Source organism: Streptomyces sp. NPDC026500 (assembly GCF_055567635.1).
The window spans coordinates 173,099-196,106 of record NZ_JBVHQB010000019.1; the positions used below are offsets into that span (position 1 = coordinate 173,099).

The window sequence follows — 23,008 nt, forward strand, 5'->3', positions numbered from 1 at the left end:
TCAGATCCCGTTGTAGCCGACCGCTCCCGGGCCGTATCCGATCAGTGCAGCGAACCGCTCCTTGCTCTGCTGGTAACGGATGAAGAGGGCGCCCGCCTTGTGGGAGAAGCCGACGTCGTCGACGGTGAGGACGCGGACGGACAGACCGACCTTGGCTCTGATGGGATTCAGTTCTCCGTCGTAGGCCTCCTCCGTGACGGTGAAGTCCGTGATGCGTACGGGAACGACCCGGCGCCGACCGAGCACCAGCACCGTCAGCGGGGCTTCCACCGGGGCGATCTCCAACATCCCCCGCGACGCCATGTCATTCTCCTGCGCCAGCTGCGCACTGCTCGGACAGACCGCCGTCTCCAGCGCGGACAATGCCCCGAACAGCCCAGCACCTGCCATGGGCGCGGCGCCGGCCACCGGCTTCAACTGATCTGCCGCATCGAACTCCGCGTCGATCTTGAACGTCTCGTGCGGCGGCCCCTTCAGCCGCAACGCCTCCAGCCGGTCCCCTGGTTCACCGCCGATGCCCTGCGGCTGGAGTGTGCGTGTGAGCGTGTCGGGGTTGTACTGAAACGGAGCCACCCGCAGGACTCGCCCCTGCTCGGGGTCGAGGAACACGAAGCCGCCGCGGGGCGGGGTGGGGGTGGTCACGAGGGATAACCTGCTCTCCGGTGTCTTGCTTGAAGCGGGCGCCCCGCGGAACAGAAGCCCCGTCTTGCTGACCCTCCGTGACCGAAGCCGAGCTACGGCCCGCCTGAAGTGGCGAGGCGGGCTGCGTGTCCGCTCGGTCAGCACGTTCTTTCATTCCGCTCTCCCCGGCGGCAGGCGCAGGCTGCCGTGGACCGCCCGGGCGATATGGCGTCCGAAGGAGGCGGGATCTGCTGCGGCGGCGATCGTCGGCGGGGTGGCGCGGCGCAGGTGGCGGTCCTGGCGGGGGGCGACCGGGTCGCGGGACAGCAGGTCGCCGAGCTCGGATTCCAGGGCCGTACGGAGGACGGCGGTGTCGCCGGGGGCGATGCCGTCGAAGATCAGCCGTCCGATGCGCAGCTCGATTCTCATGCTGTCACCCCCGCCGCGCCGTCCCAGACGAAGTCGCCTTCGGACAGCGGCGTTTCCACCTTGCGCAGTTCCGTCCGGGCGGCAGTCAGGACCGCCGCCATCCCGATCGAGGTACCGGCCGAGGCGGCGGCGAAGGCGGCGTTGAGTGCGATGTTGCGGATCATTCCGCCGCTCAGTGGCAGCCCGGCGAGGCGGTCCAGGTCGAGGGGGTCGACCGGAGCTGTCTGCGGGAAGACCCGCGCCCACATCTCGCGACGTTCCGTGGTGTCGGGGAAGGCGAAGGGAACGATGAACCGCAGCCGCCGCAGGAACGCGGTGTCCAGGGAACGGCGAAGGTTCGTGGCGAGGATCGCCAGCCCCTGGTATGCCTCCATTCGCTGCAGCAGATAGCTGACCTCGATGTTGGCGTACCGGTCATGGGAGTCCTTGACCTGGCTGCGCTTGCCGAACAGCGCGTCCGCCTCGTCGAAGAAGAGGATGGCACCGCCGGGCTCGGCGGCGTCGAACAGCCGGCGCAGGTTCTTCTCCGTCTCGCCGATGTACTTGCTGACGGCCGCCGACAGATCGACCCGGTACAGGTCGAGGTTCAGGTGCCGCGCGAGGACCTCGGCCGCCATCGTCTTGCCGGTACCGCTCGGACCGGTGAACAGGGCGCTGATGCCCAGTCCCCGGTTGTGTCGCTCTGCGAAACCCCAGTTCTGATAGACCGTGCAGCGCTGCGCCACCTGGTCGCCGATCTGCCGTAGCAGGGCGGCCTCCTGGGCGGGCAGCACGATGTCGTCCCAGTTCGCCTTCGGCTCCAGGCGCTGGGCCAGGGCGCCCAGACGCGGCCGGGTGCGCGCCAGGCACGTGCGCCAGGCCGCGTCGGGGCCGGTGGCCGACGCGGTCGCGATCTCCTGGATCGCGGACAGGCCCAGCGCGAACTGGCCGGCCAGCCGGTCCGCGTCCGCCGCGGGGAACGCTGTCCTCCAGGCGGCTGCGCGTTCGGCGACCGGAGGGGGCGCGATGTCCAGCCCGTGCGTCGGGGCCGGTACGTCGGGCCGCAACTCCCGGGTCGCGACGAAGCACGGGCCGCCGCTTCGCTCCAGGAAGCGCCCGACCGGCCGGTCCCTCGTGTCGTCTGCCGTGCCGACGAGCTCGGTGTCGTCCGCGTCGAGGTACAGGGCGAGCGGGAGCAGCAGGGCCTCCCGCTGCCAGAGCCTCGCGACGCTCTCGAGTTCTGCCGTCGGCTCGGGAAGCAGCCCGGTCGGCAGCCTGTACAGCAGCAGACCCAGCTGGGCGGCGGACTGCGCGGCGACCGACTGTTTGCTCTCGCTGTCGGCGCCGAGGAGCTGGATGACAGGCAGCCTGCCCCCGGTCCCGGAGGGCGTCGGCCGCCAGCAGTCCGTGATCTCCTCCTCGGCGGAGTGCCCGGGCGGTGCGAGTCCACTTGGCGCGACGTGCCACTCCACGGCTGTGAGGAAGGGCTCGAGGCGGTCGTCGAGGTAGTCCAGTCCTTTGACGTGGTTCACGATCCGCTCGTCGGCGCGCAGCGGGCTGGTCACCAGAGGCTGTTCGGCCGTCCGGCCGATCTCCACGAGCCGCCAGAAACGCAGCCCGCGGTAGGGGGACATGATGTCCCAGGCGGGGTCGGGGAAGAGGGACAGAGCCAGTGCGAAGGTCGGGCCGGACGGCATGGGACGGCCCTGGGCCCGGGCGCACAGGTCGGCGATGGAGGGGTCCAGCTCCTGGGCGACGCAGAGCAGCAGTGTGTGCTGTTCGAAGGGGGAGAGTTGGAGCAGACGGCCGAGACTGATCAGGGCAGGGGGAGGGTGGGCCTCGGCCGCGTGTTGCATGTCCTCCTCGGCGGCCTTGAGCTCTCCCTCGGCGACGGTCGTCGCGGCGGGTCCGGATCGCTGCTCGATGTACGCACGGAGGATCAGCCGCAGCCATGCGAGCGCGGCCGACAGATACCGGTCGTTGTCCGCCTGCCAGCTGTCCTCCGGGTCCCGCGCCGACGTGGAGTTCGCCGTCCGCAGTGGACCGGTCGGGATCTCGGGCTCGGAGGCGGAAGCGGTCGTCACGTCACCACCACCGCTGTGTCGGCGGCGAACTGCGGCTGCGCGGAGTTGGCATCCAGCAGAGGGCTGTCGACACCGTCGACCCGCAATCGCAGCGCGTACCGACCGGGCAGGGCATCGGCCACCCGGAAGCTGAGCGTACGGGTGGCCCGGTCGAACTGCTCTGCCGGCACCGGCAATTCCCCGACAAGCAATTCGACGCGCTGGTCGGGGTGCACCGCGGTTTCGCACGTCACCTCGACCAACGCTGTGCCTCTGGCGTCACGCTCGACGGGCAACGGCAGGCTGCTCGTGATCCTCGGGGCGATGCTCACCGGCAGGTCCTTGGTGGTCTGTTCCCTTCCGTCGGGCGTCGTGAGCAGTAGCGTCGCCGACCAGGTGCCCGCAGCGAGATCGTCGGGGAGAGGGGCACGTACTTCCGTGTCGCTGATCTTCCGGACGTCCTGGACAAGGCGGTTGCCGTGCAAGGGGTGTGTGAGACGAAGAGACGGGACACCGGAGTCGAGTCGCTGCCCTGTGAGGACCAGGTCGTGCCCGGGCAGCGTGACCGGCACGGTGAACGCGTCCAGCGTCGGCCAACGGCTGGCGGCACTGGCGGCGGCCTCGAGGCCTCGGCCGTGCTCGCCGCGGCGTACGACCGGCAGCGGCGCGCGGCCCGGGAGCGTGCTGTCGATCAGCACGGCGCGGGCTTCGTAGGCGACCGAGGTGCGGTACGGGCTCTGGAACGCGGTCCACAGTTTGGAGTTGTCTTCTACGCCGAGAGGGATGTGAGTGACTCTCACCCGCTCTGCCTGCCGGTGGAGGTTGCTGAAGGGAGCGGCGGACTTGAGGTCGGCCGGACGGAGTTCGGGGTGGTCGAGCAAGGCCAACATCGCGACGACGAGGATGCGGTGGGCGGCTGAAGGGGCCGCGTCCCCGCTCGCGTACGGGGTGATCAGGTAGTGCAGGATCAGGGGGAGCATGGGGCGGCGGCTCTCACCGGGGCGCGTGCCGTCCGGGTCGGCGTTGAGCCACCCGCCGTCGACCGATGTCTGGTACAGAAAGATGTTGAGTCCGGCGGCGGGGTGCTCGACAACCACTTCGTCAGGGGGTAGGGCGGTCACCATGATTCCGGGCACCATGCGGCCCACCGCGCCTTGCAGGATGGCGCGGAGAGTCTCCGTCACGGCGGCTACCGCGAAGGCGTCGCTCACGACCGCCCCCGGAGGTATTCATCGAGACTGAGCTGGGGCCGCCGGGGAGACGAGCGGGGCGCGACGGCCGGTGGCGGGGCGGCTCGGACCTCGAGCCGGTCGATGGTGATGCGTACAACCGGTTCGGCGGTCACCGGTGTGCCAGGCGCCCGCCCCTCCGTGGGCGGCGCGGTGGCGGCGGGGGGAGCGACCGAGGGCCGTACGGCGTGGGAGGTGTGGGCGCGGTCGCCCGGTGCGCTAGGCCGGGCTGCCGGTGCGAAAGGCGGACCGCTGTGTACGGGGAGGTCGACTTCGAGGATGTCTGCGGCACCTGGTGAAACGCGCTCATCGCCGGGCCCAGGCCCGTCGCTCTGGGCGGACGTTACGACTACTTGGGCACCGGCAACCCGCGCCTCGGGCTGCACGACGAAATGGGACCGGTCTCCGCCCTGGGGCCCGTCTGTGGACGCCCATTTCGGCGTCGGTGACGAGCGGCTCTTTGGCTCTGCGACGACGTTGCGGTCCCAGTCCCCAGTGTCGGCCGCACCTCGCGTGGTGGTCGCTCCAGAGGTGGTGGTCGGTCTCGTAGTAGGGGTGCCCGACGTAAGGGCGGCGGACAGCCCGGATGGGGCATCCGAGCCCGGCTCGACGGATGCTGTCGCGAGGGGGGATCGTGGGCGGGGCCCGGGTCCTGGGTTGTTGTCCAGCGTCAGTCCGGCGTCGGGCTGCGGGGCCGGTGCGCGCCACGGGGCGATGTCCGCCCGAGGGCTGTCGGTGTGCAGGCCGGGGCCGAGGAGGGCCTGGGCCACGTCTCTTGTCCCGGCCGCTGCCCGGGGCAGGGGCCGGCCAGGCGTCGTACCGTCTGCCGTCGCAGTCCGTGGCCCCTGCTCCGGATCCGGTGCGGTCGTCCTTGATTCGGGCTCCTGACCCGGCCGTGGCTCCGGCGCCGTATCGGGTTCGTGCTGTGGCCCTGGCCCTGGCCCCGGCGGGGTCGAGGCATGTGGCTCCCGTCCGGCAAGTGCCGGAGAGTGCTTTTCCGCGGACACCGGAGGAACGGAATCGGTGTCCGTTTGCAGGCGTGGTGCGGCCGCGTCGAACATGTTTGGCAACAGGGGCCGCAGCCTTGGTCCAGGCTCCCGCAGCAGTCGGCCGACGAAGTCGCTCATCCGGCCGTCGCCTCCAGGTAGAACCGGCGCCGGGCCGGGCTCACAGCCAGGACATCGGACTCCGACCAGCCGTACACACGGGCGAGCGTGTGCACTTCATGGAGGAGCCGACGCGCATACCCCTCGACCTCCGCCCACAGATAGTCGGCGACGTCGAGTGCCGCGGTCCAGGTGTGGCGGCAGTACGGACAGGTGAGCGGGAGGACAGTGTCGGCGCCCGGATCGAGGTCGGCGAGGCGTTGCGCCACCGTTTCGAGGACCCCTTCCGGCAGGACGTCCGCCGCAGGGTTCGTGCCGATAACGCAGCGGCTGAGCAAAGTACGGCGGGCCCCGGGGGAAGCGGGGTCGACAGTCAGCAGGTCTCGTCCGGTGAGTGCGCGGTACGTGACCTCGTACCCCTCGGCCAGCAGTGTGGCCGGATCACGCCTCGGGCCCGGCAGGTTCAGCCTCCCGGGCACTCGCAGCTCGTCCGTGGTGACCGAGACCTCGAGAGGCTCGTCGCAGTCCGGGCAGTCGGCAGCACATGGCAGGGCGGAACCGAAGGATCCCTCGCGCAGGTCGAGCAGCAGCGCGTTCAGGTCGGCCAGGGTGAGATCGGCGACTGCTTCGCCGGGCGGCGCCGCTGCCGCGGCCAGCAGGAGAGCGCGGACAGGCGACGCCTGCCCGTCCCCGGTTTCCCACAAGCCGAGCAATTGTGTCTCGGTCAGTTCCGGCCTCATCGGGTCATCCCGACGCCGTGTCACTGAACTGCGGCTGCTGTGGCGGGTTCGTGCGCTCCCGAACCCAACCGTGGTGCTCCAGCTTGATGTGCTCGAAGGCGACGCCGTTGGCGTTGGCGTCGAGATCCGGCAGACCCTGGTACTCCGAGACCCAGCAGTCGTGGACGGAGTACGAGAGCACTTGCTGACCGCCCTCGTCGAACACATCGATGATCAGGTCGCGGCGGAAGTCCTTGAGGGAGGTCTCCAGGCCCCCCGCCGAGTTCCGCAGGCTCCACACTCGGTTGGCCCATTCCTCGAAGGCTGTGTCGATGGTGCAGCCGCGCTCCAGGGTGATGGCCTCGTATTCGGTTCGGCCGGGAAGCTTGTGGCTGCTTCCCGGATCGCCGCCGTCACGGTGTTTGATGACCTCGGTGGTCCGTTTCAGCCCGCTGACCTTGCTGATTCCCGCGATGTACTCGGTGGATCCACTGAACTTCACCCGGAACCGGAAGTTCTTGAAAGGGTCCCGGCGCGTGATTTGCGGCATCAGCCGTCCTCCTAGACCTGGATCTGCCCGGCCAGTTGTTGAATATGGACGATCACGAATTCAGCCGGCTTCAGCGGGGCGAAGCCGACCTGGACGTTGACGATTCCGCGGTCGATGTCGTTCTGCGGGTTGTTCTCCCGGTCGCACTTGACCAGATACGCCTCCTGGGGCGTCCGTCCCTGGAAGGCACCCGCACGGAACAGCGAGTTCATGAACGATCCGACGTTCAGCCGGATCGACGCCCACAGCGGCTCGTCGTTGGGCTCGAATACCACCCACTGGGTCCCGCGGAAGAGACTCTCCTCGACGAACAGGGCAAGTCGGCGCACCGGTAGGTACTTCCATTCGTCGGCGAGCCGGTCCGCTCCCCGCATGGTGCGCGCACCCCAGGCCACCGGTCCCACGGCCGGCAGCCGGCGCAGGCAGTTGATGCCAAGAGGGTTGAGCCGACCGTTCTCCAGGTCGGTGAGCGGCACTTCCAACTCGCTGACGCCGTTGAGCGAGGCGTCCGTGCCCGCCGCGGCCTTCCACACGCCGCGTTGCACATCGGTCCGCGCAAGAACGCCGGCCATGACCCCGCAGGGCGGGAACGGCATCAGCGCGCCTTCGCGCAGCGGGTCGGGTGCGACGATCTGCGGAAAGTAGAGTGCGGCGTTCTTCGTGGGCTCACCGTTGGGCAGGGACGGGTGGCCGTTCTTCGCGAAGTCCGCGACCCAGTCGAGCGACGGCGCGGCGCCCCCGGATCGGTCGGTCCAGTTCTTGGGCGGATCCACCAGCAGGATGGCACGTCGGTCGACGCAAAGTTTCAGCGCCTGTTCCAGAAGTCCTTTCACCGCTCCGTCCTGGCCGGCGAGATGGCGGTGGCAGCCGGGCAGACATAGCAGATTGAAGATCTCTGTCTTCAGTAGTTGGAAGAGGCCTGTCTTGTCGTTCTCGCCTTGGGAATACCTGTAACTATCCCCTGTTGGCATGACGTCGTCGGGGGAGCCGGCTTGGCCCGGGGTGCGGAAGTATTCCTTGGCTTCGTCTGGCTTCTCGGGATCGGCCATGGGGTCGGTGTGGGGCGTCTCCGGCGTGTCGTTCGCGATGGGCAGCTCGTGGATGGAGTGGTCTGGGTCCGGCTTGACCAGCTGGGAGGTGGCCAGCAGGTGTTCGAGACTGCGGGGGCTGTCCATCTCGATGCTGACGTTGAGGTACCTCTCCTCCGCGCCGGTGCCGGTGTCCCGGATCGTCAAGTTGTACAGCTTGCGCTTCTCCGGATCCTGGTTCAGGCCTTCCGAGGTGTCGTAGTCGACCCGGGAGCGCAGATTCCGCGCCCACGAACCAGGGCTGGCGGCCACGAGGACAGGCCCGCCGGTGACGCCGCTGAGGGAGGAGTTGGCTGCCCGGGTCTTGGCAACCGCCTTGGTGGACTCGGACTCGGACTCGGACTCGGAGTCGGAGTCGGAGTCGGAGTCGGATTGGGGAGCGTGAGCCGGGGCGGGAGCACTGACATCTGCCCCCTGTGAGCGACCGATGGGGAGCACCACGCATTCGGTGGTGCCCACGACCCTGACGATCTCTGCCTCGCTGCCACCGTTCATGTAGAACTGGTAGACGGCGTAGCTCAGAGGACTGTCCGAGTGCAGGCCGCCAAAAACGCTCTCGTAGTCCGCCCAACTGGTGATGTGCACCGGCCGGTCCACCGGCCCGCGGGGCGCGTATCCGACGAACGCGGCGACAGCGGTCGGGACTCCGGTGATGGTCCGGACCGCGCTCTTGACCTCATCGATGTAGACGCCGGGAAAGGTGGGGCTCACAGGCATGGAAGCCTCTTTTCTCCAGCCCGGATACGCCGCCTGCCCCGGGCATCTGCCGACCGTCTCCGGCAAGCCGAGGCGGCCGCGCAGGCAGCGGACGGTGAATGACGCTGTTCGAAGATCTTTTACGCAGCGTAGGCAGACTGTGCGGCGGGTGGGGTGCAGGAGAGGGGTCTCTCCTTCGATGGAGTGATGGCTTGGGGCTGATCAGCCGCCCCACCTACGAGCGGGCGCCTGCCTTGGCCGCTGCACGGACAGGACAGCCGGATTTGGGAGGGCGTCGAGCCAGCGGGCCGCGCCGGCGATCAGGTCTGGCCAAAGGCCGACGGCGGGTGAATCGTGAGCATCGGCAGCCATGCCAGTAACCGCGCCGTACCGTCCGTGTCATGACGTCACGCCAGAAGGCGTTCACAGCGGCGACAAGAGCACACGCTCGCCGCCCTGGGGCGGCACGAGGAATCTCTCGACGCAATCAACGAGGTCGTCACCATTGGGCGATCGCTGACCGATCTACATCCCGCAGTGCGCCGGAACGATTTTGGGCGGTCACTAGAGATGTCGTCATGGATGGAATCCCAGCTCGCGAATCCGTTCCAGTGAGCGTTTTCAGCGTTGCCTCTCCAGGGTGAGGACGGCTTTGGCGATGACGGTCATGCGGTTGGGGCTGATGTGGGATCTGCGGAAGATCTGCCAGGACTTCAGCTGTGCCATGGCGCGTTCGACCGGAGCCCTGGCTTGGGCAAGGGACCGGTTGACGGTGTGCTGGGTCGGGGTCAGCTCTCCGCCTGGTGGCCGTTTGGGGCCGGTGGTGACCCAGGTGCCTGGCGCCCGTGACGGGCCGTCGTCGCGCGCGCCCGGGGTTGAGGAGGTGTCTGCCGAGGAGTGCAGATGTCCGGGTGTCTCCGGCCTCTCAGGAGCGCCGGGTTCAGGCCGAGCCGGTCGACCCGGGCCTCGCTCCGGCGGGCCCGCCCACGACCGTGAGCAGGTCCACGACGAAGATCAGCGTCGAGCCCGCCGGGATCAACGGAGAGGGTGACTGCTTGCCGTAACCGAGACGCGGGGGAACGATGATCTCGCGCCGACCGCCGACCTTCATTCCTCTTACTCCCCGGTCCCAGCCCTTGATGACCCTGCCACCGCCCACGGCGAACTTGAACGGGCTGCCCCGCTCCCAGGAGGAGTCGAACTCTCTTCCGGACGCGAACGTGACCCCTACATAGTGAACCTGGACGACCCTGCCCGGCTGCGCCTCGGGTCCGTCCCCAATCACGAGGTCCCGGATCGTCAGCTCGGTGGGTGCGTCACCGTCCGGAACCTCGATTCCGGGCTTCGTCAGTTCGCTCATCGCGGTCCCATCGCTCGCCACCGGAATCCCTCGCACGGGCCGGCCGGACACATGGACATTCCATGCGGCAGGCGATCACGCTACCGGCAATGCCCATGCTCCGAGGTGCACCCCGTGCCACGGCACACGGCTCTCGCGTCCGGGGAAGCCGGCACCAACGCGGGCGCCGGGGGAGGGTGCCCGGGCCCCGGAGGCGGGTCAAGGACCGATCGGTGCGCGACCGGCGCATTCGGCCAACCGCCGAGCGCTATGGCGGCCGTCCGGGCCCAGTCCAGGGCTCCAGCGCCAGCTTTGCGACGGCGCGGGGTTCGAGCTCCTTCGCAGACGAGTCCTGTCAGCGTGACTGAGGCTCGCCCGACCACAAGAAGAGGACCAGAGCCAAGGCGCATAGCCAGGGTTGTGACCGCGCTACTCACGTGCCGCTTCTTTCGGGGAACCAGAACGCCGAGCGTGGTTCAGGAACCCGGGCTGCTACTGCAGAGGATCTGGCTGGGCGCCGCACCGCGCTGGTGTGCGTCGCTTCGGTCACCTGGACGTTCAGAGCGGGCCCGGCGACGGGACGCTGGTCGGGGCGGCGGCTACTGGGGGCGTTCCGGCCGGAGCAGGGGCGGGTGCAGGGCGGTGGCCGGGCCGGCGCGGTAGAGCGCGGCGGGTTTGCCGCGGCCGCCAGTGAGGCGGGCGCCGCCGGGGACGGCCTGCACGAAGCCGGGGGCGGCGAGCACCTTGCGGCGGAAGTTGGGGCGGTCGAGGGCGGTGTCCCAGACGGTTTCGTAGACGGCTTGCAACTCGCCGAGGGTGAACTCGGGCGGGCAGAAGGCGGTGGCCAGGCAGGTGTACTCCAGCCTGGCCTGGACCTGTTCGCGGGCATCGGCGAGGATGCGGTCGTGGTCGAAGGCGAGGGCGGCGACCTCGGCCTCGGCGAGCGGCACCCACTGGGCCTGGGCGGCGTCGCCGCCGGCCGCGGGTTCGGGTAGATCGGGAACCAATGCGGCGAAGGCCACGGAGACCACCCGCATCCGGGGATCGCGGTCCGGGTCGCTGTAGGTGCGCACCTGCTCCAGGTGGAGGCCGTCGAGCAGCGACTCCGGCAGGCCGGTCTCCTCGGCGAGTTCGCGGCGGGAGGCCTCCTCGGCCGACTCGCGGGGCAGCAGGAAGCTGCCGGGCAGCGCCCAGGCGCCCGCGTACGGCTCCTGGCCGCGCCGGATCAACAGCACATGCAGAGCAGCGGCGCGCACGGTGAGCACGGCGAGGTCGACGGTCACCGCGAACGGCTCGTACGCGGACGGGTCGTACGCTGACGGGTCGTACGGCGCGGCGGCCGTCACCGGTGTTCCGGGAGCGGGTCGGTGAAGTGCCAGCCCTCGGCGAGCAGGCCGTCCACCGCCGCAACGGCGGTGCGCAGCCGCTCTTCGGGGCTGCCGGTGACCAGCAGGAACCGGCGGCCGGTGCGCTCCAGTTGCTCCCGGAACCGGCCGGTCATCCACGGGCGCAGATGCGGGCCGTCGCGCAGGCCGTCGTCCTCGAAGGGCACACCCTCGTGGTCGGTGAGCAGGTACAGGTGGCGCGGGGTGCGGGCGGCGACGGCCGCCACCTCGGGGCTGGGCGCTCCGAGGTAGCGCTCGTGCCAGATCGTGGTGGCGAAGGAGTCGGTGTCGCAGAAGAGCACGGGGGAGCCGCCACGGGCTGCCCGCTGTTCGTCGGCGTCCTGGCGGCGGGCGATGACGGGGAACTCCTCGGAGGTGAACTCGGCCTCCGCCCAGCCGGCTCCGGGGTCGGCGGCCCTCAGAGCGGCGAGTTTCTCCTCGCTGTACGCGCGCCCGTATTCGGGCACCCAGCCGGTGTCCGTCCAGATGCCGCCGCGCGCGCGGTAGTGGGCGGCCAGCGCCCGGGAGAGGGTGGTGGTGCCGGTGGACTCGGCGCCGAGGACGACCACGCGCCGGGCGAGGGCGCCGCGCACGCCCGGGCCGAGGAATTCCCAGCAGCCCACCGGGTCCTTGCGTACGGCCGTGCCGGAGACGGGGTACGTGGTGCGGTCGGGGTCCACGCGGACCTCGGCCGCACCGAACCGACGGGCCAATTCGGTGCCGTAGGACTCGGAGGTGAACACGGCGTCCACAGGTTCCGGGACGGCCGTGCGGAAGACCGTCATGTGGGCGTCCCATATCGCGGGGTCGTGCAGGTCGACCGGGTGGTCGTCGACGGCGCCGACGATGACGGCCCCTGGGTGGGCCTCGCGCATCCACACGACCCGGTCGGCGAGCGGCACCGACTCCACGGAGGCGGCGCAGACCAGGACGGTCAGCCGGTCGCACTGCGCGAGGGCGGTGCGGACGAGGTGGTGGTGGCCGGCGTGCGGCGGATAGAACTTGCCGAGCACCAGGCCGTGCCGGTACAGGCGGGCGGTTGCGCTCACGCCGTCACCGCCGTGGCCTGGCGGGGGCTGGCGGACGCAAGGGTGCGCCGCCAGCCGAGGAGGCCGACCACGCACAGGGCGAGGAAGCCGGCGTACAGCAGAGAGGTCAAGTACAGGCCCTTGTAGGCGTACAGAGGGATGTAGATCAGGTCGGCGGCGATCCACAGCCACCAGGACTCAAGCAGCTTGCGGCACTGTCCGTAGGTGGCTGTCAGAGAGAGGGCGGTGGTGAGCGCGTCCCAGAAGGGGACGGTGGAGTCGGTGGCCCGGTCCAGCAGCAGGGTGAGGGCGGCGGTGCCCAGCACTCCGGCAGCAGCGAGCCAGGCCCATTCGACACCGGTGGTGCGGCGCACCGGCAGGGCGTCGGCGGTGCCCCGTCCGCCGCCGCGGGCCCAGATCCACCAGCCGTAGGCGGCCAGCGCGATGAAGACGACCTGGAGGCCGGCGTCGGCGTACAGGCCGGCCTGGAGGAAGAGCACGATGAAGAAGACGTTGTTGGCGATGCCGACGGGCCAGTTGGCGATGTGCTGACGGGCCACCAGCCAGACGCAGACGGCGCCGGTGGCGAAGCCGAGCGCTTCGGTCCAGCTGAGGTTCCAGTTCACAGGCGACTCCTTAATAGTCGCCATGACTATAAATAGCTGGCGGGTGGAAGACAAGGGAGAAGCCCGTGGCGCCTGAGGTGCCGCCGCGTCACCGCACATGGGTGACGTCGTGTTGATCGCTGCCGGTGACGTGACGGCGAGCGGGGTTCCGCTGTCGACGATCGGGTGGGCTTGGAGTTGGGGCCGGGAGCGGTCGTCAAGCGAAGGGCCGACGACCGCGCGTTCCACCTCCGGGATGACGTGCCGGATACCGCGCAAGGTGCGGATCTTAGGGTTGTTTGCGCATCAGAGATACGGCAGAGCTGATGCCGTGTTCGCAGCGGGCTGCCGCCCGGGGCCGGAAGATTCGTCGGACAGGGTCAATCCTTCTTGATGAGGCCTTCCCACATCCCTTTGCCTGCCGCGTCTTTGATCACGTCGCGGGCGGCATCTGACTGTGAAAGCAGCGCGACGAGCGCGGTCAGCAACAACGGCAGCCTGAAGGCTTCCGCTCCATCGAGCCCCGGTACATAAGGGAGTGCAAGGCCGACCGCCGCCAGGAGCGCTGCCGGAACCAGTTTCCTGACAGTTCCGGCCCACAGACGCTTTGGTCTCACCTCGGGGGCGTGTGTCAGCAGGGCCGGCCAGTCCTCGGCCGAGCATGCCGCGAGCAGTCCTGCGAGCAGAGAATCGCGGATCCTGTTGAATTCGGCGGAACTGCGTGCGTGGAGTGTGGCGTCGGCGTGCCTCCGGACCAGGGCGGCGATTCTGCGGTGGTCGCTGCGTGCCTCGGCGCGACCCTTTCTGTCCCACCAAGGCGTTGAGGCAGCACAGATGGGGTCGGTTTCGATCCGTCGTGCAGCCGTCAGGAGCGTGGCCCGCGGCCTGCGCACCCGGGAGATCGAGAATGCGCCCTCGCGGATGGGGCCACCCATGCTCACGGCAGCGTCAAGGAGGTTCCAGACCAGGAGGTCGCCCCAGTGCGCGCGACGGATGAACCAGCGGCGGTAGCAGCGAATCAGGATGAGCTGCTCTGCCAAGCCGATGAGGATCCCGAGGACGAAAAGCGTCATCACCAGGGACAGGTAGTAGGCCGGAAAATGGTGAATGGGTGTGGTGAGTCCCGTGTACACGACCACGACAAAAAGCGTCATGAACGAAAGCGTTCCGAGCGACAGGATGCAGCCCAATGCGGGATTCCCATCGATCTCATATGGCTCGAGACGTTCTTTAGCCCTCACGGAACGGGACATGCCGGCGGATACGTGCCAGGTGGTGAACTCAAATCGGCCGACCCGTACGCCGGCCTCGTTGCTGAACACACGTCCGCCGGTCAGGAAACTGGGCGGGAGGAGCATGGGGACCAGCTTCCCCCAGTCGGCCGGATGGGAAAGGTGGATTTCCCAGTAGGCCACTGCGGCCGCGACGAGCAGGAGTGCAGCTCCGGCAATGGAACTGATCAGTTGCCACTGCTCTTGCTCCTTGTCAGGAGGTCGCGCGCGGCCGGACACGACGCTCAGCGCTGCTTGCAGGCGGTCGCCTGTGCCGGCATCGACAGCGAGAGTGGGGAGATGATCCTTGAGTTCGTCCTTCGTGGAATGGTTCGGACCTGAAACATCCACGCTGTCTTCCGACGGTGTCGCAGCACTCATCGATGCCCCCCGATGCTGGTGTCGGCTTACCCGCCCACGACAAAGCAGTAAGCCTAGAACTCGCTACGGTTCGCTGGGGCCCTCTCGCGGACGGGCGTCGGGAAGCTATCGAAACATTACAGTTGGCGCACCTTTGCTGAATGCTCTTGCTCGGGACCGGTGAGTGTCCGGGCTGATTCCCAAAGGCGCCGTGATCTTCTTCTGGGGCCGTGCTCCGGGCCACGCTCCCGGGCCGTGAACGCTCGGAACCGCTCCGTGGAGAGACAGGCCTGACGAGTTCTCAGCCCGCCGAGCTCAGCCGCAGAGGTACCTCGTGGTCGCGTACGGGTGGCAGGCAGCCGGCGGTCTCGCTGCACGCTCCGTACGTGAGGAACACCCTCGCGCTGTCGGCGCCTTCGACCCGCCGGGCCGGAAGTTCGAGGGTTATCGGTCCGTCCTCGTAGACCGGCAGGCTGACGTCGAGGCCGGCCGGGCGCAGCACTCGCGGCTTCGCGTGGGTGGTCGCCGGGCCGGTGGCCCTCAGGCCGCCTTCGGCACGGATACGGGTCGGTATGCCGATCCCGTCGACTCCGCCGTTCGGCAGGGTGAGGCTGTAGAGGTGAAAACCCCTCTGCTCCGGCCGCAGCTCCGCGAGGATCAGCAGGCTGCCGTCGCGGGATTCCGCCCGCACTGTGACGGCCACCCCGCCGACCGTGAAGGGGGCGGCTTTCGCCGTGGTCCTGCTCTCTCCCGGACCTGCGCACCCGGCGAGTACGGCAGCGGCGGCCGCTACGAGCGCGCAGCCAACCCTCGAACGGCGGCCCTTGAGCCGAACGGCTACGGCCATCGCTTCAGGAACTCCTCGACCTGCGCGGCCGGCATGGTGCGGGCGTTGGCGAACTCGCCCCGGTTCGTGGCCACTTCGATCCGGCCGGACTTGGAGTCCAGGACGGTCAGGGCAGGTATGCCGCTCGTGTGCAGGTCGACGTAGCGTTCGGCCACCTTCAGGTTGTGGTCGAACTCGCCGACGTCCACCTTCACTACGTGGTACTTGGCCAGTAGGGCGGACGGTCCGGACTCCGTGAACCGGGCGCTCAGGACACGGCAGTCCAGGCACCAGTCGGCGCCGAAGTCGACGAGCACCGGACGGCCGTCCTGCTTCGCTGCCTTGAGAGCGGCCGCTATGTCGGCCGCGGCATCCGCCTTCGGATTGTAGCCTGGGGCGCCCGTTGCCGCCGAGGGTACCCGCGAAGTCGTGTCCGGTGGCGCCGACTTCGTGGCAGGTGCTGCCGAGACGCCGTCAGTGGTCCCGTGGGAGGTTATGGCCTCGCTGTCACAGCCGCTGAGTGCCGGCAGGGCGAGTGCGGCCAGCGCCAGTGCCGCGGGAAGCAGGGGGCGTCTCATGTGACTCCTTGTCGTTCTTTCCTCGGAACCCGTCGCATGTGCGGGCGCCGCTGGTGTCCCGGGTGTTGTACCGGAAAGCGGCAGATGCGCGCGTAGTTTCGCACACGGACTGGTAGGTCGGCCGCCGTCCTCCGGGTCCCCCGTGACCACCCATAGCAGTCCAAGCACACAGGCTGTTCCGCCTCTTCGATCCGCGAGGCGAAGGTGAGCCCGGTCCCGTCGACGCCCGTACGAAGCAGGGCCACACCCAGCACAAGCAGGGGTTGTCGAGCGAGCCTGCAGTGCGAAACCCCCGCCATGGTTTTTCGCGCTCAAGTAACCTGTGAAAATACGGGTTTTGGCGAGCTGTTGGGCGTGTGAGATCCCCCATCTCAGGACGCAAATGGGGGACGGTCCGAAAGCGCGGGGGATGGGCCTTCGGTCAGTCAGTTCGCGGCCGAGCGACGTGATTTGATGACGGGCGTATCGACTAGGGCGTGCCGCAGGCCGACATCGGCGCGGGGGCTTGGCGTGACGCGTCAGGCCATTCAGGAAATGTGGCCTGCTGACTGACGGCATGGACAGTCCTGGCGCTCCTTGCTTCTCCAGCCTCGATCGTTCATGAGTCTCCGTTGGTTCGCTGACGGGGGCTCTGTGTTTGTGTGGTGCGGTCTTTCGGGGCTGAGGCAGGTTGAGAGCCCGGCTGTCGCGTCGGGTGGGCGCCGGGTTCCACATCACCGGTGTGGTGGTGCGGGTTGTCGGGACGGCTGACGTGGCTGGTCAGCCGGGGTTCGGCAGGGAGTGGAGCCTGTCGATTGCGTGGGTGATGACGTCAGTCCAGGGCCATCGGGCAGGCATGCGGAGCCAGCGGCGGCGGCCGGTGTGCACGAGCTGGGCTGCGGCGGAGAACAGCCGCAAGCGGAGCTTCTTGGGCTCTCAGCGGCGGGTGTCGCCGGTCAGGGCGAGCATCGGCAGCCAGGCGAGGAGGTCGAGTGCGAGGGAGACGATCTCCAGCCAGATCTGGTTTTGTGCGGTGTCGTGCAGGGGCAGGTTGCGCAGGCCGGTGTCGCGGGCGGTGCGGATGCGGTCTTCGCAGCGGGCCCGTCGGCGGTGGCGCAGTTCCAGGCCGGCGAGTTGGCCGCCTTTGGTGTTGGTGGCGAAGCAGGTGAGCCGGTTGCCGTCGAGGTCGGTGAAGCGCAACTGGGCGCCGGGGTGTGGCCGTTCCTTGCGGACGATCAACCGCATGCCTTTCGGCCAGGTGCTCAGGTCGGAAATGCCGGTGATCTCTGCGACCCAGGCGCCGCGCCGTTCGGTGCCGCCCGCGTAGTAGGCCGGCGTCCACGCCTTCTTCGGGATCTTCAGCACGGCCTGGTGGACGGTGTCGGTGATGGTCATTCCGACGGAATACGACAGCCACCGGCCGCGCCTGGAGAGCCAGTCGAGGGAGGTGTGGGTGCCGCCGCGGGAGTCGGTCCGGATCAGCGTCTCTCGTCCCCGCCGCAGATGCTTGGGCAGTTGTGCCAGGGCGAGCCGGGTGGTTTCGATGTGGTCGGAGGCGGTGTTGGAACCGGCGTTGCCGGGCCGCAGCAGGGCGGCCACCGGCTCCCCGGACCCGGCTTGGCCTGGTCGACGAACGCGACGAGCGGGTGGTGGCCGAAGGTCTTCCTCCAGGTCGGGGCGGCGTCCTGCTTCTCGGAGTGTGAGAGCACCAGCAATCCGTCGATGTCCACAATCACCTGGCCGTCGGCGGCCGGGCTGCCTGCCCAGGCCAGCTCCCAGACACGCGTCCGCACTTCGGAACGTGCGCCGCGGATCGCTGCAAGAGCTTTCGGGCCGGACGCGGCGAGAGCGTCGACGAGGCGGGAGACGGTCGGATCGGAGGCCACCGGGCCGAACACACCCGGCTCGGCCCGCAGCATGCCAACGTCGGCCAGACAGTCGCCGCCGAGCGCGACGGCCAGGGCCACATCCAACAGGGTCTTGCCCGGATCGTGCACGGTACGCGGCTTGCGCCACGGTGCCATTGCCGCTGATATCGCGGTGTCCAGGCCGGACTTGCGGACCGTCTCGAGCAGAAGGATCGAGCCGGCCTGGGCAACCACCCCGCGGCCCCCACACTTGACACGGGCACGCGGGTACAACCCGCCACTCTTCGTCACTGGGAAGTGCCTCTCTTTCGCTACCAGGCACAGGACCCTCAGCAAGTCCTATCGTTGCAGCTCAGGGGCACTTTATGCTTTCTCGACCACCTACCGGACAGCACCCCGCGCGAAAGCCCGAGGCCAAGTGTTCGCCGAGGATCGTTGGGCGGGCTGGCATCGCGGCAATCACACAGGAGGTGGGGCCCCGCGTGGTTCCGTGACTCCGTTTGGCCTACGCATCTGTACCAGTCGTGTGTCCATCACTCGTGCCGACGGCGGGTGCGTACCGCCTCGGCGTCTTCGATGAGGTGGCGCAGCTCCGCGACGAAGCGGGCGGCGGGTGCGCCGTCGATCACGTTGTGGTCGAAGGTGATCGTCAGGTCGAGCACGTCACGGACCTCGATCCGTCCGTCCACGACACGGGGCCGCTGGGTCGCACCGCCGATGACCACCTGGAGAGGCATCAGACTCGGCGGGGCAATGCCGAACCCGCCGCCGGCGCCGAACATTCCCACCGCTGTGACCGCGACCGTCCCGGTCAGCTGGTGGAGCCGGACGGACCTGGCCAGCACTGCGTACATCGTCGGAACGAGGCCGGGGAGGCGAGTCATGGTGGTGCCGAAGCGATCAAGGAGACGCCCCGTGTCCGTCGTGGCGTAGTCGCGCTTGGCGGCCCGCAGTTCTGCCGTGAGGTCCTGTACATCGCGGATGTCGGCATCATGCAGCACATGCGGGAGAGTGAAGAGGCCTTGCCGTGTCGTGACCTCCACGAGCGTGTTCACGTCGGCATGGCGGTGCCGGACCAGCCGTGCCAGTTCCGGTAAGCATGCACCTGCCGGTGCGCCGCAGCTGCCCGCGCGACCGACCCCACGACGAACGCGGTGAACGACACCGGTTCCGCGGACCGCGCAAGCAAGTTCCGCGACCTCGTGACGTCGCGATCGACGAGGCTGTGCATGGCCGCCATGTGCCGACCGGCCCGCACGGCCGCGATCACCAGCCGCCGACTCGGCGGGAAGGGCCCGACGTCGACCCCGCGTGGCCGGTCCGCAGCAGCGGGGGACGTCGCCCGGCGGCTGCCGTCAGGTGTCATGCCGTGCTTGCGCATCGAACGGCTCCTTGCAGTCGGTTCCGTCGCCACCTCCCGGAGCCATAGCCCGGGCAGCGGTCTACCGTCACGCGTCACCGTCCCGGGCCCCTGCGGGCCGAGAACCCTGTTCCGCAGCCGCCTTGACCGCGCGGAGCGCCCCGCGCAGAACGACACCGACGCCGGGGGAGACGAGCGTCCAATAGCGGCCGAAGCGGGCGGTGGATGCCGGGTCGGTGCAGGCGGTGCGCGCCTCGTAGGTGAGCAGGGACCGCTGGGTGCCGTAGGGATGGACCACAAAGGCGGCCGCCATCTTCGCCCAGCCGACCTCGTCGAACGACGTGAAGTGCTCCGGTTCGACCCGCCGCCACTCGATGGAGGCCCGCCACGGCTTCCCGACCGCCCCGAAGACAAGCTCACGTCCCGGATTCTCGCCCAGCGCCACCCAGGGCTGGCCCTCCCAGGCTTCACCGGTGGTGTCGAACAGGTCGGCCACCCGCAGGGACGGCGGGGTCGGCATGGACCGGCCGAGGAGCCGTTCAGGCAGTCCGCGCGCCGCCATGGCCGCGTTGACGAGCGGGGAGTGGATGGTGAGCAGGTCCAGCCCGCGGGCTGCCTCGTAGGCGACGGGCGGTGCCGCGGCGAGCGCGACGCATTCGAGGCGGGAGAACCCGAACTCGGGCAGCGCACCGTCCAGCAGCAGCGGTGCACCGGCGGGATCGGCGGTCGAGTCGGCACTCATCGGAACCTCCCGGGAGCACGTGGTCACGCAGCCCGGGCGAGCCGCGCGCTCAGGTTGTGGAACTGGAGGGTCTGCATGATGAAGTGGGCGGGTTCCCAGAACACCAAGTCCATCGGCCTCGTGAGCACGCGCGGGCGGCTTCGACCGTGCGTGCGGACGATGAGGCGGGTGTCCGGGCCGACCGGTTCGAGGTGGAAGCCCCAGACCGAGCTGACGAACGCCAGCGGCGCGGGTCCACGGAGCGTGTCGAAGGGGCGGCCGGACGGCAGTCGCGTGTCGGCCCGCAGCACAAGGGTCCGTTCCGGTACGAGTGCCGCGACGGTGAACCAGGCGCGGCCGCTGGTCACCGAGGCAAGCCGCTGTCCCGGCTCCAGGCCCTGCCAATGGCGGACCATGCGATCCGCGCTCGGTCGTCCACCGTTGTCCAGCCGGTCCCAGCTGTACCAGCCACCGCGGTCGCAGCCCATCTGCGCCAGCCACCGCCAGACCGTCGAAGGCGGCGCGGGCAGGGTCGTGGCCATCGTCGAGCTGCTGTCGGCACCGGGGATGAGCTCATCCCCGGGATAGGAACGCGCAGCCTCTTCGCGAGTCGCGCCCCAGGTCAGCATCCTCGGCCGCAAAACCAGGCCGTGCAGCGCCAAGGCGACCGCGGCGGAAGCGACGGCGGCCGGCCTGAGCGTGGCTCGGTGTTCGCGCACACTTCGAGAGTTACTCATCCGGCTCGGTGGCGCCATCGGACTGCTGCGCTGCGGCGGAGGTGGCTTCGAGGGCGGACATCACCACAGCGCCGCCATCATGGTTTGAAGGTTCAGCTGACTGGCAGCCCGAACTCCGGCGCAAGCATCGCGATCAGGCGCCATCCACCTCGAACGCGGAAGCCGAACGACTCAGTCAGCCTCCGCTCTCAGGACCCTCATCGAGTCCTATCGTTGCAGCTCAAGGCACATTCTGCTTTCTCGACCAGCTACCGGACGGCACCCCTCGCGAAAGCCCGAGGCTAGGCCCCTGACGATGTGAGCAGCGCACCAAAGAAGGCACGGCAGAACTCTCTCTGTGGAACTGCGCTGCCACGCCGGGCACCGTGGCGGCGCGAGGCCGGGTCACCGATACCCAGGCCAAGGAGCGCTTGCGGAGACAAGCTATATTCGGCCGTCGCGCGGTGCTGGGGCAGCGCTTCAGCAACCTTCTTCCTGGGGGCGGGGCATGATGTGGCAGGGACTGTTTCGCCGTCGCGCGGAACCCCTTCATCCACCTGTGCGCGGTAGGTGCGGCGCGGGCCGGCACGTGTTGCGCAGCGAGCGGCTGGTGCTCTATACGCCACTCATTGCCCTGGACGTACTGGCCCCTGCAGCAGCTGGCTCTGACGCCGAGGCGCAGCGCTGGCTGGGGTTCAGGACTGACGAACTTGTGCAGAACGAAAACACGCGAGAGTGGTTTCTGTACATGCGTGCGGACGACGACCTGTCCCGGTTCGCGCCTCGCGATCGCTTCAAGATGATGAGGAAGATCGAGCAGTACTCCGAACGTTTCATTGGGCTGGCCGCCGTGCATATGGACGACGGCAGATATGCGGGCGCCACCAGCGTGGACCTGCACACTGGCGAGATCGGTGGCTGGCTGGCTCCGGGCTACCGTCAGCAGGGACTGGGCGGCGAGCTGTTTCGCGCGGCCGTCCAGCTCGGGCACCGTCATCTCGGCCTTGAAGTCGTACGAGCCGGAGCGGAGCCGACGAACACCGCTTGTCGGGGAGCACTCACCGCCGTGGGTTTCACCCCTGCCTCAGGACCGGCACGGTTCACCCTGGGCGACGGGCGTGAGATCGATGCATGCTGGTACCAGCATCGGCAGGAGGCAACTTCTCACTGCCGTAGCGGGAGCTGAGTTCGCGGTAGCCGGACAGCCGTAAGGCTGCCGGTTGTTGCGAGACGCGTCTGTCCAGTCCCCGAAGGTCGTTCACGGGACTCCGGCCAGAGCCTTGAAAGCGGCCGGAGTTGTTCTTTCTCCCATGTGGTCTTTTCAAGGAGCGGGAGATCGGGTGGGAGCGGAGCCCGGTGGGCACGCGTGTCGTGCCCACCGTGGTCTCCGAACGGTGGTTCCGCTATTGCTGTCGGGCCCGGGCTCAGCCTCAGCAGCCCGAGCTGCCTGTGCTGGACTGACCGCCCTGTAGGTCGTCGTCGTGTCCGGCAGCGATCCGTGCCCACTGCGCGGTTGGCCGTCCGTCCTTGCGGAACTGCTCGCCGCGGGCCTCGTACGGCTGCGGCCAGCCTGCCGGGGAGTCCTCCCAGGTCTCCTGCCGTCCGAAGAGGGTCATGTCGAGGATGCCGTAGGAGGGCGCCATGGGCTCGACCCCTCGGCCGGTGGTCCAGTACGTCTCGTAGACGCGGTCCCCGTCGCGGAGGTAGCACGCCTTCATGCCGAAGTGGCGGCCGGCGAGGAGCCGTTCGTGGGACTCGGCGGGTACGGAGTACCAGGGAATCTCCCAGCCCATGAAACGGCGGTAGCGTTCGGACTCCTCATAGGGGCCCTGGCAGAAGGCGGCGAAGGTGACGTCACGCTGGTGCAGATAGGACAGTTCGCGGACCTGGCCGGTGAAGAAGGTGCAGCCTTCACATTGGTCGGCGGCGGGGCGGCCTTCGTGCCACATGTGGTACGACGCGAACAGCTGGGTACGGCCGTCGAAAACGTCGATCAGGGGAACTTTTCCGTTGCCTCCGACGAGCGGCGTCGACGGGTCGACCTCGGTCATGGGCAGCCGTCGCCGTGCGGCGGCGATCGCATCACCCTCTCGGGTGTGCGCCTTCTCCCTGGCGCGCAGGGTGTCGTGTGCGGCCTGCCACTCCGAGCGGGAGACGACCGGCGGCGTGTTCATAGCAGTCATGCCCGTACTGACCCGGCAGCCGACCGAAACTCATCGGCGGGGTCCGAGCCGACTGCTGATCCCGCCACCGGGCACAACGTCCCTTGCTGACCGGTGGGAACGGCCACAGCCGTTCCCACTCGGCATCCGTCGGATCGCCCGCCCCATGCCCACAACATCGACCCGGGCACGAGGGAGTCACATGATCGGCCGGACAAGTCCTGGCCGTGTCTGAGTCGGGCCGTCAGCAGTAGAGGTTGGCTCCCGGCGTGACGCCGAGGATCGATGTGAAGCGCTGGTAGGCGTCCACGCGGCTCTGCACCTGTGCGG

Annotated in this window: 20 protein-coding genes and 3 pseudogenes; 1 reads left to right on the top strand and 22 read right to left on the bottom strand. The window is 68.9% G+C overall.

Annotated features, from left to right (window positions below):
- From ACZ4N5_RS30600 to ACZ4N5_RS30695, 20 genes and pseudogenes are all read right to left on the bottom strand, one after another.
- A complete protein-coding gene (locus ACZ4N5_RS30600) occupies nucleotides 1-642 on the bottom strand; it encodes a hypothetical protein (RefSeq protein ID WP_467760278.1) in 642 nt (213 codons plus the stop codon).
- 150 nt (nucleotides 643-792) lie between these two features.
- A complete protein-coding gene (locus ACZ4N5_RS30605; RefSeq protein ID WP_467760279.1) occupies nucleotides 793-1,050 on the bottom strand; it encodes a hypothetical protein in 258 nt (85 codons plus the stop codon).
- Nucleotides 1,047-3,113 carry an ATP-binding protein gene (locus tag ACZ4N5_RS30610; RefSeq protein ID WP_467760280.1) on the bottom strand — a complete coding sequence of 689 codons (2,067 nt, stop codon included), beginning with the start codon at nucleotides 3,111-3,113 and terminating at the stop codon, nucleotides 1,047-1,049. Before ACZ4N5_RS30610 ends, ACZ4N5_RS30605 begins: the two co-directional genes overlap by 4 nt.
- Nucleotides 3,110-4,276: a Pvc16 family protein gene (locus ACZ4N5_RS30615; RefSeq protein WP_467760281.1), complete on the bottom strand. Its 1,167-nt coding sequence runs from the start codon at nucleotides 4,274-4,276 to the stop codon at nucleotides 3,110-3,112. Before ACZ4N5_RS30615 ends, ACZ4N5_RS30610 begins: the two co-directional genes overlap by 4 nt.
- 1,168 nt (nucleotides 4,277-5,444) lie before the next feature.
- Nucleotides 5,445-6,167, bottom strand: a complete 723-nt coding sequence (locus ACZ4N5_RS30620; protein WP_467760282.1) for a T4 family baseplate hub assembly chaperone — start codon at nucleotides 6,165-6,167, stop codon at nucleotides 5,445-5,447.
- A 4-nt stretch (nucleotides 6,168-6,171) separates the two neighbouring features.
- Nucleotides 6,172-6,696 carry a phage tail protein gene (locus tag ACZ4N5_RS30625; RefSeq protein ID WP_356785333.1) on the bottom strand — a complete coding sequence of 175 codons (525 nt, stop codon included), beginning with the start codon at nucleotides 6,694-6,696 and terminating at the stop codon, nucleotides 6,172-6,174.
- Between the two features lie 11 nt (nucleotides 6,697-6,707).
- Nucleotides 6,708-8,501: a phage tail sheath family protein gene (locus ACZ4N5_RS30630; RefSeq protein WP_467760283.1), complete on the bottom strand. Its 1,794-nt coding sequence runs from the start codon at nucleotides 8,499-8,501 to the stop codon at nucleotides 6,708-6,710.
- Between the two features lie 600 nt (nucleotides 8,502-9,101).
- A pseudogene (locus ACZ4N5_RS30635) lies at nucleotides 9,102-9,317 on the bottom strand (transposase family protein); the annotation flags it as partial.
- Nucleotides 9,318-9,420: 103 nt separating this feature from the next.
- The gene (locus ACZ4N5_RS30640) at nucleotides 9,421-9,840 is read right to left on the bottom strand and encodes an FKBP-type peptidyl-prolyl cis-trans isomerase (RefSeq protein ID WP_467760284.1); all 420 of its coding nucleotides are present in this window, start codon (nucleotides 9,838-9,840) and stop codon (nucleotides 9,421-9,423) included.
- Between the two features lie 578 nt (nucleotides 9,841-10,418).
- On the bottom strand, nucleotides 10,419-11,165 hold the full coding sequence (locus tag ACZ4N5_RS30645; RefSeq protein ID WP_467760285.1) for an NUDIX hydrolase: 747 nt from the start codon (nucleotides 11,163-11,165) through the stop codon (nucleotides 10,419-10,421).
- Nucleotides 11,162-12,253, bottom strand: a complete 1,092-nt coding sequence (locus tag ACZ4N5_RS30650; protein ID WP_467760286.1) for an AAA family ATPase — start codon at nucleotides 12,251-12,253, stop codon at nucleotides 11,162-11,164. Before ACZ4N5_RS30650 ends, ACZ4N5_RS30645 begins: the two co-directional genes overlap by 4 nt.
- Complete coding sequence (pnuC, locus tag ACZ4N5_RS30655) at nucleotides 12,250-12,882, bottom strand: nicotinamide riboside transporter PnuC (RefSeq protein ID WP_467760287.1); 633 nt, start codon at nucleotides 12,880-12,882, stop codon at nucleotides 12,250-12,252. Before pnuC ends, ACZ4N5_RS30650 begins: the two co-directional genes overlap by 4 nt.
- A gap of 335 nt (nucleotides 12,883-13,217) precedes the next feature.
- Nucleotides 13,218-14,489: a hypothetical protein gene (locus ACZ4N5_RS30660; protein WP_467760288.1), complete on the bottom strand. Its 1,272-nt coding sequence runs from the start codon at nucleotides 14,487-14,489 to the stop codon at nucleotides 13,218-13,220.
- 280 nt (nucleotides 14,490-14,769) lie between these two features.
- Nucleotides 14,770-15,315, bottom strand: a complete 546-nt coding sequence (locus ACZ4N5_RS30665) for a hypothetical protein (RefSeq protein WP_467760289.1) — start codon at nucleotides 15,313-15,315, stop codon at nucleotides 14,770-14,772.
- Entirely contained in the window at nucleotides 15,306-15,872 is a 567-nt protein-coding gene (locus ACZ4N5_RS30670) for a thioredoxin family protein (protein WP_467760290.1), read from the bottom strand. Before ACZ4N5_RS30670 ends, ACZ4N5_RS30665 begins: the two co-directional genes overlap by 10 nt.
- A gap of 759 nt (nucleotides 15,873-16,631) precedes the next feature.
- Nucleotides 16,632-18,010 (bottom strand): annotated as a pseudogene (locus tag ACZ4N5_RS30675) (IS1380 family transposase).
- 242 nt (nucleotides 18,011-18,252) lie between these two features.
- Nucleotides 18,253-18,774 carry a 2-oxo acid dehydrogenase subunit E2 gene (locus tag ACZ4N5_RS30680; RefSeq protein ID WP_467760291.1) on the bottom strand — a complete coding sequence of 174 codons (522 nt, stop codon included), beginning with the start codon at nucleotides 18,772-18,774 and terminating at the stop codon, nucleotides 18,253-18,255.
- On the bottom strand, nucleotides 18,771-19,100 hold the full coding sequence (locus tag ACZ4N5_RS30685) for a hypothetical protein (protein WP_467760292.1): 330 nt from the start codon (nucleotides 19,098-19,100) through the stop codon (nucleotides 18,771-18,773). The genes ACZ4N5_RS30680 and ACZ4N5_RS30685 overlap by 4 nt, the downstream gene beginning before the upstream one ends.
- A gap of 67 nt (nucleotides 19,101-19,167) precedes the next feature.
- A complete protein-coding gene (locus ACZ4N5_RS30690) occupies nucleotides 19,168-19,821 on the bottom strand; it encodes a hypothetical protein (RefSeq protein ID WP_467760293.1) in 654 nt (217 codons plus the stop codon).
- Between the two features lie 23 nt (nucleotides 19,822-19,844).
- Nucleotides 19,845-20,342 carry a hypothetical protein gene (locus ACZ4N5_RS30695; RefSeq protein WP_467760294.1) on the bottom strand — a complete coding sequence of 166 codons (498 nt, stop codon included), beginning with the start codon at nucleotides 20,340-20,342 and terminating at the stop codon, nucleotides 19,845-19,847.
- 763 nt (nucleotides 20,343-21,105) lie between these two features.
- Between ACZ4N5_RS30695 and ACZ4N5_RS30700 the strand changes: the two genes are divergently transcribed.
- The gene (locus tag ACZ4N5_RS30700; RefSeq protein ID WP_467760295.1) at nucleotides 21,106-21,702 is read left to right on the top strand and encodes a GNAT family N-acetyltransferase; all 597 of its coding nucleotides are present in this window, start codon (nucleotides 21,106-21,108) and stop codon (nucleotides 21,700-21,702) included.
- A 244-nt stretch (nucleotides 21,703-21,946) separates the two neighbouring features.
- On the opposite strand, the gene ACZ4N5_RS30705 is transcribed toward ACZ4N5_RS30700, so the two are convergent.
- Both ACZ4N5_RS30705 and ACZ4N5_RS30710 read right to left on the bottom strand, forming a co-directional pair.
- A complete protein-coding gene (locus ACZ4N5_RS30705) occupies nucleotides 21,947-22,699 on the bottom strand; it encodes a DUF899 domain-containing protein (RefSeq protein WP_467760296.1) in 753 nt (250 codons plus the stop codon).
- Between the two features lie 223 nt (nucleotides 22,700-22,922).
- Nucleotides 22,923-23,008 (bottom strand): annotated as a pseudogene (locus ACZ4N5_RS30710) (chitinase); the annotation flags it as partial.

Excerpts from the sequence above, each read along its gene's own strand:
- ACZ4N5_RS30605 (WP_467760279.1), bottom strand. The coding sequence starts at position 1,050 with ATGAGAATCGAGCTGCGCATCGGACGGCTGATCTTCGACGGCATCGCC.
- ACZ4N5_RS30620 (WP_467760282.1), bottom strand. The coding sequence starts at position 6,167 with ATGAGGCCGGAACTGACCGAGACACAATTGCTCGGCTTGTGGGAAACC.
- ACZ4N5_RS30625 (WP_356785333.1), bottom strand. The coding sequence starts at position 6,696 with ATGCCGCAAATCACGCGCCGGGACCCTTTCAAGAACTTCCGGTTCCGG.
- ACZ4N5_RS30630 (WP_467760283.1), bottom strand. The coding sequence starts at position 8,501 with ATGCCTGTGAGCCCCACCTTTCCCGGCGTCTACATCGATGAGGTCAAG.
- ACZ4N5_RS30640 (WP_467760284.1), bottom strand. The coding sequence starts at position 9,840 with ATGAGCGAACTGACGAAGCCCGGAATCGAGGTTCCGGACGGTGACGCA.
- pnuC (WP_467760287.1), bottom strand. The coding sequence starts at position 12,882 with ATGGCGACTATTAAGGAGTCGCCTGTGAACTGGAACCTCAGCTGGACC.
- ACZ4N5_RS30660 (WP_467760288.1), bottom strand. The coding sequence starts at position 14,489 with ATGAGTGCTGCGACACCGTCGGAAGACAGCGTGGATGTTTCAGGTCCG.
- ACZ4N5_RS30665 (WP_467760289.1), bottom strand. The coding sequence starts at position 15,315 with ATGGCCGTAGCCGTTCGGCTCAAGGGCCGCCGTTCGAGGGTTGGCTGC.
- ACZ4N5_RS30670 (WP_467760290.1), bottom strand. The coding sequence starts at position 15,872 with ATGAGACGCCCCCTGCTTCCCGCGGCACTGGCGCTGGCCGCACTCGCC.
- ACZ4N5_RS30685 (WP_467760292.1), bottom strand. The coding sequence starts at position 19,100 with ATGCGCAAGCACGGCATGACACCTGACGGCAGCCGCCGGGCGACGTCC.
- ACZ4N5_RS30690 (WP_467760293.1), bottom strand. The coding sequence starts at position 19,821 with ATGAGTGCCGACTCGACCGCCGATCCCGCCGGTGCACCGCTGCTGCTG.
- ACZ4N5_RS30695 (WP_467760294.1), bottom strand. The coding sequence starts at position 20,342 with ATGGCCACGACCCTGCCCGCGCCGCCTTCGACGGTCTGGCGGTGGCTG.
- ACZ4N5_RS30705 (WP_467760296.1), bottom strand. The coding sequence starts at position 22,699 with ATGACTGCTATGAACACGCCGCCGGTCGTCTCCCGCTCGGAGTGGCAG.